Here is a 16,203-nt window from a genome sequence, read left to right on the forward strand (position 1 = left end):
ATCTTTCTTCCTTTCTGGACATTTTCGTGTTTGTCCACACCTGTTTTTGATGGTTTAAGGATACCAGAGAGCCCCCTCATTCTAAATACAATATTTTATGATTTATTTATATTATTTTTCGTTCTCTTGTATTTTTGTTGTTAATTTTTTATAATCCTTTTATATAATCTATATTTGTAACGGCTTTTTTCACAGCTGAATTCGGTTTCATTAATTTGTTTTTGACATAAAGGAGAATATGTACTATGAAATTCCACAAATGTATCCCACCCATTTTTTCCTCATTTCGCTATAAGCTCCTGCTCGCATTTCTGATCGCAACTATGGTACCTCTGATTTCCCTGACCTTCATCAGCTATCACATTTCCTATAACATTGCCAGAGATCGTATCATCGATTCTGCCGTAATGACTGACAAGCAGCTGGTCTCTCAGCTGAACGACCGCCTCGGTCAGGTTGAAAATGTAGCAGATACCATACAGTTTCAAATGTACTCCCTAAATCAGCCTTCCTCTAATAAGGTAGATGCACTGAAAAAATTCACCACTGTAAAAAACAATATTTCGCTGTATAAATCCACATTCGATTTCTTCCATATATATGTTTTTCTGCAGCCCGATCAGCTCGGTTCAAAAGAAAGCCTGTACTTCTTTTCCACAGATGAGCTTTCTGCATATGGTCTGGATAAAAATATTGTTTCCGGTTCAGGCTTTTCCTCTGTCTGGATACCGGTTTCCAATATGCCTCTGCCTAAAATACTGTCCACAAAAAAATCATCTGCCGATGTGATCCTCTGCGTCCGGGCACTGAAAAATCAGGCCACCGGTATTCTGGAATACGCCTACGGCATTGCTCTGGACACCTCAGAGCTTACCACTTATCTGCAGCCTGCTGCTTTGGATTCCCGCATATACAGCTACATTCTCACAGATCACGGAGAGATTGCAGCAAAAAATACATCCTCACTGAATTTATCCGGAATTTCCAAAGCACAGTTTCAGAAACTCAAAGGAAATGCAGATTCTTCTTTTCACAGCGGCGACAAATATTATAACTGCTGCACCTTAAGCAATGGCTGGCTTCATGTTACCGAAATCCCGGAAAGCTATATTCAGGGCAACACGCACATCCTGATCCGTGCCTTACTGATCACTGTCCTTATTTTCTTGCTCCTTACTGTTATCATCGTTATCCTGTTTTCCGAAAATCTTACCCGGAAGATCACTGCACTTTCCTATGCAATGGAAGCCTTTCAGCTGGGATATGACCCGGAACATCTATCTATCGTTACTGTTCCCCACCCGGATGATCCTTCCAGGTATGATGAGATTGACAGACTGGGCATCACCTTTGAAGATATGCAGCACACAATAGCCGGAAACCTGAAGTCCATTGTAAATCTTTCCGTAAACGAAGAACGTCTGAAATACCAGCTGCTCCAATCACAGATCAATCCGCATTTTCTTTACAATATCCTGGGATCGATCCGTACCTGCCAGTCCCTTGGAAAGCTTGACATTGCTGATCAGATGATTGCAAATCTGACTGCCTTTTACCGTCTTACCCTGCGTAAATCAAAGGAACTTATTCCTATTAAAGATGAATTGGAAATTGCCCGGCTTTATCTGGAAATGGAAAAGCTCTGTCATAAAGATAATCTGGACTGGGAGATCGAAGCAGAAGATGGAATCGAAAATTTCCTGATCTGCAAGTTTACACTTCAGCCATTTCTCGAAAATTCCATTCTGCACGGGATTTCTTCGGGCACACCAGCTGTTTTCATTTCGATCCATGTTCTTTATGGCGATGATACGGTTGTGATCTCCATTGAGGACAACGGTGCCGGCATGGACTCCGAAACCCTTGCACAGCTGCGCCATGCTATTGAGCATAATGTTATTGATTATGAGAAGCATTTTGGAATTTCCAACGTAAGTTCCCGTATTTCCAACCCATTATACGGAAACGGTTCCGTAAGGATCCGCAGCAACCCCGGAAACGGCACATACGTCACCATTGAATTCGAACAGATGGAGGAAGATATCGATGAAAAAAATAATGATCGTAGATGATAATTACTTATCTGCAGAAGGTATCGAAAAAAACATAGACTGGGAAACACTGAATGCAGAGATCATCCATGTCTGCTACAATGGAACCTCTGCTATCGAAGCCATGAAAAAAGAACCGGCAGATCTGATCATTTCTGACATTGAAATGCCTGATCTTGACGGCATTTCCATGAGCCGTCAAGCTCTTGAGATCAATCCTATGGTGAAGATCATCCTGATCAGTGCCTATGATAAATTTGAATATGCAAGACGTGCTCTGCTCCTCGGTGCTCTGGATTATATCGAAAAGCCTCTGGATTATGCCTATCTTATCCAGAAGGTAAAAAACGCTTTTGCACTGATGGAAAAGGAACAGAAAAATCTCCAGCTTCTGAAACAAAGCAGGCCTCTTCTTACGGAAAAATTTTTCCGCGAGATCACACACCTTCCGTCTTCTGAAGCAGCCTACCGACTGAAGCCTTATCTTAAGTATCTGAATCTGGAGCTGAATTATGATTTTTATGCAATTGTTATTCTGGAGCTTGAAAATGCTCCGGATCTAAAATCCGTTTACGGGATTGAAAAGTTTCAGATGGAGCTTCTCAACCTTCAGGATCTGATAACAGAGGAAACCGCTTCTCTTGATTTTGTGTATCTTCTCCCGGATATGGATGGCTATCTGTGCATTCTGGGACACAGCGGCTGTCAGTCCAACAGCTTTCGCCAGCTTACCAGCGGACTTATTTCCTCAATCGCAGATGCCTGCCAGCCACTGGGACTTTCTCTCAACGCAGGCATTGGAACAATTGTCCAGGATTTCTGGAACCTGAACCATTCTTATAAAAGCGCCGTACATGCGCTGGAATACAGATTCTTTTTCCCTCATCAGAATATCTTTGACGGAAGAGACGCTCTGGGTTCCGATCTGTCTGTTGCAGATTTTTCAGATACAAAGGAGGATGAACTGATCCGGCTTCTCTGCAAAAAGGATACCGCTGCCATAGATCTCTGGTTTCAGAATTTTTCCGACTGGCTCACTCAGAAATTTCGCACAAAGAATTTCGCTTTCATACAGATTTATTCTCTTCTTGGCCGGATCCTGAAATTTTTCTATGAATTAAATCTGGATACGCATGACCTTGAAGCTAAAATTTTGTATGTTTACAACCACATAAATGAGTTTCATAATACGGAAGAGCTATGTCAATGGCTGAAGGATCTGTGCCATCTTTTATGCCGGAAGCTTGATTCCTCCATGAATGATTATCACCAGAAGCTCTGTGAACTGGTGATTTCCTATATCAACGAACACTACACTGACAATACGCTCTGCCTCAATGACATTGCTGCCTCTGCCAATGTAAGCCCTGCTTATTTAAGTGCTCTTTTCAAAAAAAATCAGGGGATCAGTCTCAGTGACTTTATCACATCTCAGCGAATTTCCGCAGCCGCCCGTTACCTGACTACGACTACTATGAGTCTGAAGGAGATCAGCCTGAAATGTGGTTATGCCAATCAATATTATTTCAGCACCAGCTTCAAAAAGAAAATGGGGATCACACCTTCCGCCTATCGGGAACAGAATACATAACTTCTTCTCTTCTTTATAACAAAGTTACTGGCACAAATGCCAGTGCCCTTCTCCGGAATTTTACTTATAATCAATCAATAAAGAGACCCCTCATATTTTTTCGAAGGAGGGATCGCTATGAAAAAATGGAAAAAAATCCTGATATCTCTGATAACAGTCTTTGTACTGGCCATGCTTCCGGCAGAATCGGCAATTCTGCCTGGCACAGTCTGTGTTACAGAGGCCGCTCCCAGGATCAGTTCTTCCAGGCTAAGGCAGATCCTGACACAAAAAGATGCTTCCGAGCTTGCCAACGACACTCTGGATATGGCTGTTCCATATTGGGCTGATCTTCTCAAGGGCTCCGGCATCACCCTGCGCTCCCTAGGCTTTTCAACTACAAAATAAGCTTTTCCTAAAAACAGATCGAGCATACCCGGCAACACCCCTGGCTATTACAGCCAGGGGTGTTGTACTGTCAGCTGCTTTGCAGCCTATTCCGTTAATTCTTCCAGATTCTTTTTTAATTCGAGCATCTTGTCTCTCAACTCAGCAGCCTGCTCGAAATTCAGGTCTGCTGCCGCAGCACGCATCTGCTTCTCTACCTGAGCGATCACCTTCGTCAGTTCTTTTCGGTTCATGGATTCCGGATCCTTTTTAAGCTTCACTTCTGTCTCTGCCACCTTCTTCGAAACAGCGATCAGATCACGGACCGCCTTCTTGATCGTGGTCGGAGTGATGCCATGCTCCCTGTTGTAAGCCTCCTGTATCGCTCTCCTTCTTTCTGTCTCCGAGATTGCTTTTTCCATGGATTCTGTCATGTTATCCGCATACATGATCACATGGCCTTCGCTGTTCCGGGCAGCACGGCCGATAGTCTGTACCAGGGATGTTTCCGAACGAAGGAAGCCTTCCTTATCTGCATCCAAGATCGCTACCAGTGTAATCTCCGGAATATCCAGCCCTTCTCGCAGAAGGTTAATTCCAACCAGCACATCAAACACATCCAGTCGCATATCGCGGATGATCTCTGCACGCTCCAGAGTGTCAATATCTGAATGGAGGTATCGGACACGGATTCCCAGATCCTTCATATAATCGGTAAGGTCCTCTGCCATACGTTTGGTCAGGGTCGTGATCAGGACTTTGTTTTTCTTTTCTATTTCCTTATTTACTTCTGCTACAAGATCATCGATCTGTCCTTCGATCGGACGCACCTCCACCTTCGGATCAAGAAGCCCTGTAGGACGGATGATCTGCTCTGCGCGGAGAAGCTCATGGTCATATTCATATTCTCCCGGTGTCGCAGATACAAACATTACCTGGTCAAGCTTGTTCTCGAATTCATCAAAGCTCAATGGACGGTTATCCTTAGCAGACGGAAGTCGGAAGCCGTAATCCACCAGTGTCTGTTTACGGCTCTGATCACCGGCATACATACCGCCAACCTGGGGAACTGTCTTATGGGACTCATCTATAATAAGTAAAAAATCATCTCCGAAGTAATCCATCAGGGTATATGGCGGCTGTCCCGGTGCCAGCCCGGTCAGATGTCTGGAATAATTCTCGATTCCGGAACAGAATCCTGTTTCCTTCATCATTTCCACATCAAAGTTGGTTCTCTCGGCAATTCGCTGGGCCTCGATCAGCTTGTCCTCACTTTTGAAATATTCCACCTGATGTTTCATCTCTTCCAGGATGGCATCTGCCGCACGGCGGATCTGCTCCTGAGGCACAACATAATGGGACGCCGGAAAAATCGCCGCATGGCTTTCCACACTTTTGATCTCACCGGTAAGCACATCGATATCTGTGATCCGCTCGATCTCATCGCCAAAAAATTCCACACGCACTGCCCGGTCTGTAGAGTTAGCTGGAAAGATTTCCAGCACATCGCCACGCACCCGAAAAGTTCCTCTATGAAAATCCATCTCATTTCTTGTGTACTGGATATCGATCAGCTGTTTGATAACCTCATCACGGTCCTTCTCCATTCCAGGGCGAAGAGAGATCATCATATCAAAAAACTCCTGAGGTGCACCCAGGCCGTAAATACAGGATACCGACGAAACCACGATCACGTCTTTCCGCTCACATAAGGCCGCTGTGGCGGAAAGACGGAGCTTGTCGATCTCGTCGTTGGTGGATGCATCTTTGGCAATGTAGGTATCTGTTGAGGGGACGTAAGCCTCCGGCTGGTAGTAATCGTAGTAAGAGACAAAGTATTCCACTGCATTCTCAGGGAAGAATTCCTTCATCTCGCCATAAAGCTGTGCCGCCAGTGTTTTATTGTGTGCAAGTACCAGAGTTGGTTTATTTAACTGGGCAATGACATTCGCCATTGTGAAAGTCTTACCTGAGCCAGTAACACCAAGCAAAGTCTCGAACTGGTTGCCTTCTTTAAATCCCTCGACCAATTTCTCAATTGCCTGAGGCTGGTCTCCTGTGGGTTTGTATGGGGCTTTTAATTTAAAAGCATGTCCGCCCTGTGGGCTGCTTTTATGAGCAAGTAGCTGACTATTGTCAGCGGATTGCGAATGTCCTTTTTCTGCATTCATGGTAAATCCCTCCATTTGCGACTTTTACTATGATCATTATCAGCCAAAAATTCGTATCCAGATTCGTGACGAAAAGCTCATTTTTATAGTGAATAGATGTGTTTCCCACCTCGTTACGAATAAAAGTCACAAAACTGATTTTTGCGGATAAAACAGCACTCGGAAATACCTGATGATACCAGGCTCCGGTTCTGTCATATTTTTACTGTTTGTTCTTGTAACAGTCCCTATTATATCAAATAAATTTTTGAAAGTATATAGATTAACGCAAGAAAAAAGTACAAATGTTCGATTCTTATTTGTACTTTTTTCTATCACTACTATTCTATTTTTTATCATGCTGCGTTGAAATATTCCTCCAGGATTAAGTCTATTTCAATCACTTTCGATACTTCACTCAATATGATAAGTTTGCGTAAACGCAAAGAAACAGCGACTTTGAAAAGTTATCCCGCTTTTGCTTACCATATTATTTTCTTAAATTAACATTCATGTAACGCCCAATATTACGCAAATTCATCGAGTCCTCTACAAACTGAAGTTCATCCCAATATGCAGACCTTTGATTATACACGCTTATAAATTATTGGTTCATCATATCCAAAAGTTCTCTTTCCATTAACTTCCATGCTTTCCGATACTTCCAGAAAATTGTTGGAAAACTTTTCCCAAAGTTTGAATGTCATTACCGGAGAGAACTGGCTTGTGCTACCTCCCTCCCAGATTCCGTCCTTTTCATGATAAAGTGCCGGATTAAATTTTTCAGATTTTTCTAGTTTAGAGTAATCAACATTCTTCATAGAATCATATGAAAATGTATTTTTATCTTCTCCTTTTGGAATTTCATAAGAAGAAAGTAAAATTCCCTGTTCTATTTCCGTGATAAGGAAAAGATGTGGAGATGCATGACGTTTTCCATTAATTTCATAATAACTCTCTTCAACAACAAATTTTCCTTTGAAATCTTCAGGAAGGTTATTTATTTTGTCATTACAGATTGTATTTACATGTTCCGCATATGGATATGTTTTCCCTTCTGCCTGCATCTTATTAAATTGATCCTTATTATCAAAATGTCCTGTCATCATTCCTACAAAATTATCAAGTTTCATCATATACTTTACCTCCTGGTATTTGCCTAATCACACTATTCCTCTTTTGATTTTGCCATACTGGCGATATCTCCCACTCCATTCAATACCATTGTCGGAAGATAAGCATAAGTTTTGAGCGTATCCTTCGTTGAACATCCAGAAAGAACCAATACGGTAGACATACCACTTTCCATACCAGAAATTACATCCGTATCCATCCGATCTCCAACCATCACTGCTTCTGCAGAATGACAGCCAAGCATATTCAATCCTGTTCTCATCATCAGTGGATTCGGTTTCCCACAGAAATATGCCTGTGTACCTGTTGCCATTTCTATAGGTGCAATCAATGCACGACAAGCAGGAGCAATGCCGTTCTCAATCGGTCCGGAAACATCCGAGTTTGCTCCAATCAACTTAGCTCCCTTCAGAACTAAATTCGTTGCTTTCGTTAAGGTATCCAATGAATAGGATCGTCCCTCTCCCACAACAACATAATTCGGATTTACATCATTCATTGTAATGCCAACATCATAAAGTGCATTTAAGAGACCTGCTTCTCCTATCACAAATGCTGAACAGCCTGCCGCCTGTTCCTTTAAAAAAGCGGCTGTTGCCAATGCACTGGTATAAAAATGTTCTTCTAGCACATCAAGTCCCATCCTAGCCAGTTTCTGATTTAATTCTCGTGGTGTATATCCACTATTATTTGTCAAAAACAAATATTCTTTCTTTTCATCATGCAACCACTGGATGAATTCTGGAACACCTGGCAATATCTGATTGCCATGATAGATCACACCATCCATATCACAGATGAATCCTTTTTTTCATTAAAATCGATTATGGATTTTATCATGTTCATATGCGCCCTGCCTTTCTTGTTTCTTTAGAATACACCTTACTCTTTTCATAATAAAATAAAGCGCTATTTTCTACAAATATTTTTATATTATATCATCCACACATAAAATCAAATACATAGTACTGTGAAATCAAAGTAAATATTTCGATCAACAGAACCTTTTATGACAACATCTCTTTCACACAAGTACTTCGATAATCACTTGGTGATATTTTATATCTTTCTTTAAATACTCGATTAAACGTTCTCTGACTTTCAAATCCACTATCCAGACAAATATTTGTAATAGAATCACTCGTATTTTCCAAACGATGGCATGCATAGTTCAGCCTTGCATCGTTAAGATATTGATTAAAGTTTCTATGGAATGTCTTGGAAAAGAGTCTGGATAAAACATATTTGCTCACCCCCAGATCTTTTGCCATCTCTTCCAGCGAAAATTTCTTCTTAAAATTTGCTGATATATAGGAAACTGTCTGGTAAATAAGATCGTTGCTCCCCACACTGCTCTTTTCTACCAAATTTAATTTTCCTATGCAGCGTGCCAACACAATTTGAAGATATGCCTGTGCAACAGTAATATCCGACTGTTCTGTCTCTAAAATTGCATTTATAACCCTATATACCTCCGGTTCAACCTTTTCCGCTTTGATGATTGGGTATTCAGGAGCCATGGATTGCATGATATCTGCAAATTTGGCTATCGTAAATGGCGATGCAATCAGATAAGTCGCTTTATTTACACCGGGTGTCAGTGCCTGATAGTGATGAATAACATCTGGAAATACAAAGCCTATATCTCCTTTTTCCATATGGTATAGTTCCTGTCCGACACCAAGTTCTAATGATCCACTTGTTACACAAACGATCTCCAGTGCATTATGAAGATGTGGTTCAATATGTTTTGACTTCCTATTTATTGCTATGATCTCCTCTTTTGTGTCAACATATTTTAACTGCATGAAATACTCCCCTTTGCAACATTTGTCTATATCTTCTTTCGATTTGGCAAGCAATCCTTTTACACCTATCTTATAATCAACTTGTAAATAAGGAAAGGAGGAATTGCAAATGAGCAACCTAAAAAAATATCTGAATAACCTTTTGGTATTCTACACTGAATATTTTGAGCATCCTTACCATGTATAAATACTAAAAGGACTATTTTGTGAAAACTGAATATTTTCTTAAGGCCATTTCACAAAAATGAAGTGGTCCTTTTTTATTTTCAAAATACAGTTCTATCACTTTATATATAGAAAAAAGCACTGTCTCATCGAGCAACGACCAGACAACGCTTTCTCCTGTCAATTCTAATTTATGTCTAATGCATCTGTTACTTCATCTGCAGCAATTCCTTTTTCTGCTTTCAGTTTTTTATTTGCATCTTCTACATTCATTCTTGAAAGTACAAACATAATCAATACATCAAAGATTAACGGAAGCCAAAGATACATGAACTGCATCATATCAAGTGCAGACTGTGGCTGAGTTACATTTGTTCCGACATATCCACTGAACTCAAGCATCCATCCAACAACAGCGGTTCCAATACCTCCACCGATTTTTACACCAAGAGAAGTACAAGAGTACATCGTTCCGTCAATTCTCTTTCCCTGCGTAAGATAAGTGTATTCAGAGCAGGATGCGATAACTGCATTCATATCTCCCTGCCATGGTCCCTGACCTAAGGCTGCAAGAGCTGTAAATGCCATCATCAGCGGAACACTGCCCATATATCCGGCAACAACAACAAGTGCTCTACCGATGACTGCTAAGACGTAACCTCTTAAGTTCAGTTTATACATACCTTTCCACTTACCAACTAATGTCGGTGTGAAAATCAGAGCAATGATCAGTGGAATATTTACTGCCCATGCAAATTGTCCAAACAAATTCTTATTTTTCAGTACCCATGTCATGTAATAAATGCCAGCTCCAATCATGGCACCATATAACTGCTGTAAAATATATGTTCCACAAATCATCATGTAATATTTGTTTTTGACAAGAAGCCTGAATGCCTGTACCATTCCATACTTTTCATTATCATTCTTTACTTCTCCTTCGTTAAGTTCTTCCTCCGGAAGTTCCTTAACAGAAAGTGCTGAAATCGTATTTACGACCAGACCAATGATTGCATAGATAATAGCAACCGTTCTCCATGCCGCAGCATCTCCACCACATTTATCTACAAATCCAACTGTAATCGCCTGAATCAGAAGACTTGTTGAAAATGCAAAAATAAAACGGTAAGATCCCATCTGTACACGCTCTTTGCTGTTCTTTGTAATCAGTGACGTAAGTGCTGAATAAGCAATATTGTTTGCTGTATAAAACACACCATTTAACAGTGTATAAGAAATAAAGAACCATGCATATTTAGCCGTTGTTCCCAAACTCACCGGTACTGCAAAGCAGCCGACCAGCGTAATGGCACAACCAATATATCCGTATAGCATCCAGGGTTTCGCTTTTCCCATTTTACTGTGTGTTTTGTCAATCATTGATCCAAAAAATATATCCGTAAAACCATCAAATAGTTTTGATGCGGCAATCAGGGTACCCACGACACCTGCAGCAAGTCCTACCGAGTCCGTCAGATAGACCATCATAAAAGATGTCAGGAACGCATAGACTACATTACCTGCAATATCACCTGATCCGTATCCAATTTTGTTATACCATTTCAAATACTTTTTTTCTTCCATCGAATTTCTTTGCTCCTCATCTTCATCGCACTTAGAATCTCAATATGGCTAACCGTATGATATCTAATTCTGTTTTTTTCTCTGATTTTGTCTGATTGCTCTGTATATCCGGACTTTACATTACAATCAGACTCTCTTTCCTTGTTTACGGGTTACATGAAACTTTATTATCCCTTTACATACGGTATCAGTGTAAACTGGAACCGGAATAATACATCATCAAATCGGTACTGCTCCAATACAACTGGACCACAACTATTAGAACCAATGCCATTTAATGCGTAGTCAACACAGAATACTACACTATCTGATTCTATTAATTCATAATTATGCGTTTTCTTCTCAAGTTCTTCCTGTGTATAATAAGAAGCATTGAATGAAAATGCCTTTTCTGCGGATGCCACAATTCCATATCGGCTGTTGTTAAGCTCTACATATTCACAATCATAATGGCTTCCATTTTCCTGTGGACGGATATAGTCCTCATGTAAATCCCCTACATCTGCCCGGTACAAACCGTGGCTCGCAGCCTGATGTTTATCACAATAACTTTCCTGTGGTCCCATTCCAAAGTATCTTACAGCTGAAAGTTTTTTATCCAGGAACATCCTCACACCAAATCTCGGAAGATCCGGGAATTCATCGTCTTTTGTTACTGCAATATCTGCATCAATCTTTCCAGCAGCTTCTATTTTCCATGTAATCGTCACATCAAGAATCTTCTGTACTGTCTCTGCCACAACGGATGCATGGCTTGTAATTTTCACACCATGTTTTCCCTGCACAACCTCTGTCGTATAGGCTCTTGTGTAAGCCTTATCATAGTGGGCTTTCTTCCATTCAGACTTGATGTACATATCGTTATCTGTTGGAGCTCTCCAAATATTTAATTCCATCGGATGGTTCAAGTATTCCCGCCCTGCGAATTTCATCTCTGTAAAGAGTGCAGTACGTTTGTCTATGGTATAAGCAAATTCACGCCCCTTGATATGAATCTGTGTATCATTTTCATTTACCTGTAATTCAGTGTCCACTACTGTTTTTGGTATCCATTTCTCTGCAAGTTTACATTTTGTATCCTCTTTACTTACCTCAATTTCATCAAATCCAAGAATATGGTCTTCATCCAACAGTGGCAATTCTTTTTTCAGATGGTAAATAAGTTTTAAATAACATTTCCCATTCTCTGGAACATTGATCTTCAGGTTTGTTTTTCCTTCCCCGTGTGGTGCCACAGAAAACTCCGGAAGTATGCCTTTGCTGATCACAAGACCATCCTGTGTCAGCTCATAACTAATCTTCACATAATCTTTCAAGTCATCAAAATCCATGTAGTTATGAAGCACCAGTTCTCCGCTTTCTTTGTTATAGGAAATAACTCTTGCCGGGCGATAAACATTCTTGTATTCCAAAAGTCCTGTATGTACCGTTCTGTCCGGATATACTAATCCATCCATACAGAAGTTGCCATCATGAATTTCTTCGCCATGGTCGCCCCCATAAGCATATATAGTCTTTCCATTCTCAGCAGTTCCATGAGCAATCGCATGATCACACCATTCCCAGACAAAGCCGCCGCACATTTTATCATTATCCTGAATCATCTGGAAGTAATCTTCAAAATCTCCAGGTCCGTTTCCCATGCTGTGACAGTACTCTACCAAAAGGAAGGGTTTGCTTCCATCTTTATCCAGATATTCCTGAATTTCGGAAAGCGCTGGGTACATCCGGCTGTACACATCCAGATTGCTGTAATCATATGTTTCATCATAATTACGGTATCTTGCACTCTCATATTGTGTGATACGGTCTGGATCAAAATTCTTTGTCCATTCCAGTGCTTTTTCAAAGTTGCAGCCATAAGCACTCTCATTTCCCATTGACCACATAACAATACAGAAACGGTTTTTGTCACGTTCCACCATGAGTTTTACGCGATCAACGATTGCCTCTTCCCATACCGGATCATCTGCAATCTTCTCATTCCATCGTTTGAACCGATTGTAATCAGTGTCTTCTTTTCTGTAGATCATAAATGGACCATGAGCTTCAATATCTGCTTCATCTATTACCATGAATCCATACTTGTCACACATTTCATAGAAAAATGGTGCGTTCGGATAGTGGCTGGAACGGATCGCATTAAAATTATGCTGCTTCATTAACGTAAGATCGGTTGTAATCTGTTCCGGATTGATTGTAAATCCAGTAACCGGATCAGAATCATGTCGATTGACACCACGGAATTTAATCTTCTGTCCATTTAAATAAATAACCTGGTCTTTAATCTCTATCTTTCTTAATGCAATGTGATCTACAATTACTTCATTCTCTGTTTCAAGAATCATTTTATATAGATATGGATTTTCTGTATTCCAAAGTTCCGGACTTGCGATTTCTAATACAGCTGTTCCTTCTTCAGCAATACTTCCTAGTGCTACAACTGCTCCGTTTCTATCTTCAATCGAAATATTTACATTTAACGGAGAGTAGAATTTCATTTCAATTTCTACTTTCGCAAGCATATCCTCAATTCTTGTTTTAATATGATAATCACTGATTGCCTGTTTTGGGCGTTTCAAAATGTACACATCCCGGAAAATACCACTCATACGGAATTTGTCCTGATCTTCCAAATAGGAACCATCACACCACTTCATTACCAACACTGCCACCGTATTCGTTCCATCCTGAAGTACATCGGTAACATCAAACTCACTGGTCATATGCGAAACCTGGCTGTATCCTATGTAAGAGCCATTGATCCATACGTAAAAGCAACTGTCTACTCCTTCAAAGTTCAAAAAAGATTTTGGCGCTTTCTCATCTCTACTGTACTCAAAAGTATGTACATAGGCTCCACACGGAATGTCCTGTGGCACATATGGTGGATCAAACGGAAATGGATACCGGATGTTTGTATACTGATGTGTATCATATCCAGCCATCTGCCATACACTTGGAACCTGAATCTCATCAAAATTTTCTGTATCATAATTCTTCTCAAAGAAAGAATCCTGAATGTCATAGATGCTGTTAAAATACTGGAATTTCCAAGTTCCATTCAATAACTGCATACGATCTGACTCTTCTCTGTGTTCCACCAAGTTATCCATTCTTCTGGATGCCGGAATATAATAGGCTCTGGCTGGCATTGTGTTTTCGTGCAGTACGCTTAGATTTTCATAATAACGTGGTACGATCATAAATAGCTCTCCTCCAATACATATACTTTTTTGTTCTTTGTTTTCCTAAAGCAAACCTTATACTTTACTTTTTGTTTACGTTCCTTAGTTATGTTATATATAGCTTATCCTAATCCGCAAAATATGTCTATGAATTGGATTAGACAAAATATGCACTAAATGATACAATGATAAAAAATACGAAAAGAGGTGCTGTCCTATGTATTTGAACACCGGTTATTTGAACCACTCACATATGGATTTCAAAGACAAAAGTCGTCCGCTGATTGTAGGTAGCTGTGGTACTTACCGTCTTTCCAGACATCCCAAACTTCCGACCTACCGTCCAAAGGGTCGTCTGGATTATCAGATTATATATATCACTGCTGGTTGTGGGCATTTTCATTTTGATAATGTAAATAATGAAACGATTGTTCCAGCCGGCAACATTGTACTGTACAGACCGAAAGAACTCCAAAAATATGAATATTACGGAGAAGATAAGACAGAAGTATACTGGATTCACTTCACAGGAAGCAATGTGAAAAATATCTTACGTCAATATGGGTTTCCAGATAAAGAACGTGTCTTTCAAGTGGGTACATCTAATGAATATGAACAAATTTTCAAACGTATCATTATCGAACTCCAACGCTGTCAAGACAATTATGAGGAAATGCTTGTCCTTTTGCTACGTCATCTTCTGATCAGTTTCCACCGGGAACTGACAAGAGAGCACATATTAAAAAATGAATACCTTGATCATGAGATGGATAATGCTGTTACCTTTTTCAGTGAAAACTACAATCAAAATATCAATATTGATGATTATGCTGCCTCACGAGGCATGAGTGTCAGCTGGTTTATCCGAAATTTCAAAAAATATACCGGTTCTACACCAATGCAATTCATTGTGGGAATCCGCATCAACAATGCTCAGATGTTACTAGAAACAACAACTTATTCCATCAATGAGATTTCTAAGATTGTCGGATATGATAACCAGCTTTATTTCAGTCGGCTTTTTCACAAATTGAAAGGATATTCGCCAAGAGAATACCGAAAAATAAGAAATAGGTTATGAAATCTATAATGTCATAAAAAGTGAACTACTCGGCAACTTAGTTACCAGAGCATCTGAAATCTGGCGGGATACCGCCTTTTTTCAGGGTGCGTCCATGACACCAATACTGCTTGCCTTTCGGCTATACAGCTACTTTTATTACTTCTGGATTTTTTAGTCCGGTTACGGACAGTTCCTTCTGCTTTCCGGATACGGAAAGATATTTCCGCAGGATATTAAATGCGCCTACTGCATCTGCATTGTAGCTTACTCTGTCAGTTATATACATACCCCGTTCTTTTCGGTTTGTTGCTTCTGCATATCTTTTTGATACTTCCGGTGATAACGGACTGCACTGGCTGGTATAGCTTTCCTCCTGTTTTATCAATTGGATCCCATACAGTTTCAGCTTATATCCCAGCATGATATAAAGCCTGTTATATGGCAGTCCGTGAAACTTCTGGTTGACTTTATGCCCCATATCTTTCTCTTTACGGATATTTCGGATATCTCCCACAACCACACAGCGGATATCTTCTTTTCTGCAGTATTCTGCAATCCATCTGGTCACTTTATGAAGATAATCCTTCACTGTATTCTGCTTTTTTCTGTAAAGTCTCTGGATATGTTTCGATGATCCTGGATATCTTATCCCTCTTTCCGATTGCTGCGCATACCAAACAGACTGCACTCTGGCGATCTCTTTATGAAAGTATCTTTCCAATGAAAGATATTTCCTTCCAAGGATAAAAGTCCGGCCATTTCCGGAATCATAACAGGTCATCAGATTATGAAGTCCAGGATCAATAGATAAATAATGTCCATTCTGGGAAAGCTGCTCTGGTCCTTCAATCTCATAGATAACGATAAGGTCACATTTTCCGTTTTCCGGCGGATAGATCCGCAATTGTTTTATATGATCCATGTCCCTGAAAATCTTATTTTCAAGATATAGAAATCTTTCATGGATCCCATAGGTTTCTTCCATATAGATTTTCAGATCCTTTGGCAGAGACAGCCGCAGCTGGTCTGAACCTTTCTCATGCCGGATCCCCATCTGCATGTATGTGACCGGGATATTGTCCTGTTTAAAACGGGGCGGATTT

10 protein-coding genes and 1 pseudogene are annotated in these 16,203 nt (G+C 40.3%); 4 read left to right on the plus strand and 7 right to left on the minus strand.

Features of this window, described 5'->3' with window-relative positions; genetic code table 11:
- The first annotated feature begins 245 nt into the window (after nucleotides 1–245).
- The 3 genes from GPK88_RS11910 to GPK88_RS11920 all read left to right on the plus strand — a co-directional run bounded on the left by GPK88_RS11910 (nucleotide 246) and on the right by GPK88_RS11920 (nucleotide 4,029).
- Nucleotides 246–2,072, plus strand: a complete 1,827-nt coding sequence (locus GPK88_RS11910) for a sensor histidine kinase (protein WP_059085385.1) — start codon at nucleotides 246–248, stop codon at nucleotides 2,070–2,072.
- On the plus strand, nucleotides 2,047–3,642 hold the full coding sequence (locus GPK88_RS11915; RefSeq protein WP_243279008.1) for a response regulator: 1,596 nt from the start codon (nucleotides 2,047–2,049) through the stop codon (nucleotides 3,640–3,642). The genes GPK88_RS11910 and GPK88_RS11915 overlap by 26 nt, the downstream gene beginning before the upstream one ends.
- 117 nt (nucleotides 3,643–3,759) lie before the next feature.
- The gene (locus GPK88_RS11920; RefSeq protein WP_173762409.1) at nucleotides 3,760–4,029 is read left to right on the plus strand and encodes a hypothetical protein; all 270 of its coding nucleotides are present in this window, start codon (nucleotides 3,760–3,762) and stop codon (nucleotides 4,027–4,029) included.
- An 86-nt stretch (nucleotides 4,030–4,115) separates the two neighbouring features.
- Here GPK88_RS11920 and uvrB read toward each other — a convergent pair whose 3' ends face one another.
- From uvrB to GPK88_RS11950, 6 genes and pseudogenes are all read right to left on the minus strand, one after another.
- On the minus strand, nucleotides 4,116–6,194 hold the full coding sequence (gene uvrB / locus GPK88_RS11925; protein WP_173762410.1) for an excinuclease ABC subunit UvrB: 2,079 nt from the start codon (nucleotides 6,192–6,194) through the stop codon (nucleotides 4,116–4,118).
- Between the two features lie 551 nt (nucleotides 6,195–6,745).
- A complete protein-coding gene (locus GPK88_RS11930; protein ID WP_117539071.1) occupies nucleotides 6,746–7,294 on the minus strand; it encodes a hypothetical protein in 549 nt (182 codons plus the stop codon).
- A 32-nt stretch (nucleotides 7,295–7,326) separates the two neighbouring features.
- Nucleotides 7,327–8,138: pseudogene (locus GPK88_RS11935) on the minus strand (HAD-IIA family hydrolase).
- Between the two features lie 161 nt (nucleotides 8,139–8,299).
- Nucleotides 8,300–9,100 (minus strand): helix-turn-helix transcriptional regulator, encoded by an 801-nt coding sequence (locus tag GPK88_RS11940; RefSeq protein WP_195566919.1) that lies wholly within the window; start codon nucleotides 9,098–9,100, stop codon nucleotides 8,300–8,302.
- A gap of 351 nt (nucleotides 9,101–9,451) precedes the next feature.
- Entirely contained in the window at nucleotides 9,452–10,849 is a 1,398-nt protein-coding gene (locus tag GPK88_RS11945) for an MFS transporter (protein WP_195566921.1), read from the minus strand.
- 167 nt (nucleotides 10,850–11,016) lie between these two features.
- Nucleotides 11,017–14,055 (minus strand): glycoside hydrolase family 2 TIM barrel-domain containing protein, encoded by a 3,039-nt coding sequence (locus GPK88_RS11950; protein ID WP_173762413.1) that lies wholly within the window; start codon nucleotides 14,053–14,055, stop codon nucleotides 11,017–11,019.
- Nucleotides 14,056–14,254: 199 nt separating this feature from the next.
- On the opposite strand from GPK88_RS11950, the gene GPK88_RS11955 reads away from it, so the two are divergent.
- Nucleotides 14,255–15,118 (plus strand): AraC family transcriptional regulator, encoded by an 864-nt coding sequence (locus GPK88_RS11955; protein ID WP_173741623.1) that lies wholly within the window; start codon nucleotides 14,255–14,257, stop codon nucleotides 15,116–15,118.
- A gap of 121 nt (nucleotides 15,119–15,239) precedes the next feature.
- Here the strand turns inward: GPK88_RS11955 and GPK88_RS11960 are convergent.
- A partial coding sequence (locus tag GPK88_RS11960) for an RNA-guided endonuclease InsQ/TnpB family protein (protein ID WP_252197763.1) occupies nucleotides 15,240–16,203 on the minus strand: 964 nt, incomplete at its 5' end.

This window comes from Blautia sp. MCC269 (assembly GCF_018785655.1).
GTDB lineage: Bacteria > Bacillota > Clostridia > Lachnospirales > Lachnospiraceae > Blautia_A.

Bases quoted from the DNA above. Each gene is read 5' to 3' on its own strand.
- GPK88_RS11945 (WP_195566921.1), bottom strand. From the start codon at position 10,849: ATGGAAGAAAAAAAGTATTTGAAATGGTATAACAAAATTGGATACGGA.
- GPK88_RS11920 (WP_173762409.1), top strand. From the start codon at position 3,760: ATGAAAAAATGGAAAAAAATCCTGATATCTCTGATAACAGTCTTTGTA.
- uvrB (WP_173762410.1), bottom strand. From the start codon at position 6,194: ATGGAGGGATTTACCATGAATGCAGAAAAAGGACATTCGCAATCCGCT.
- GPK88_RS11930 (WP_117539071.1), bottom strand. From the start codon at position 7,294: ATGATGAAACTTGATAATTTTGTAGGAATGATGACAGGACATTTTGAT.
- GPK88_RS11950 (WP_173762413.1), bottom strand. From the start codon at position 14,055: ATGATCGTACCACGTTATTATGAAAATCTAAGCGTACTGCACGAAAAC.
- GPK88_RS11940 (WP_195566919.1), bottom strand. From the start codon at position 9,100: ATGCAGTTAAAATATGTTGACACAAAAGAGGAGATCATAGCAATAAAT.
- GPK88_RS11955 (WP_173741623.1), top strand. From the start codon at position 14,255: ATGTATTTGAACACCGGTTATTTGAACCACTCACATATGGATTTCAAA.
- GPK88_RS11915 (WP_243279008.1), top strand. From the start codon at position 2,047: ATGAAAAAAATAATGATCGTAGATGATAATTACTTATCTGCAGAAGGT.
- GPK88_RS11910 (WP_059085385.1), top strand. From the start codon at position 246: ATGAAATTCCACAAATGTATCCCACCCATTTTTTCCTCATTTCGCTAT.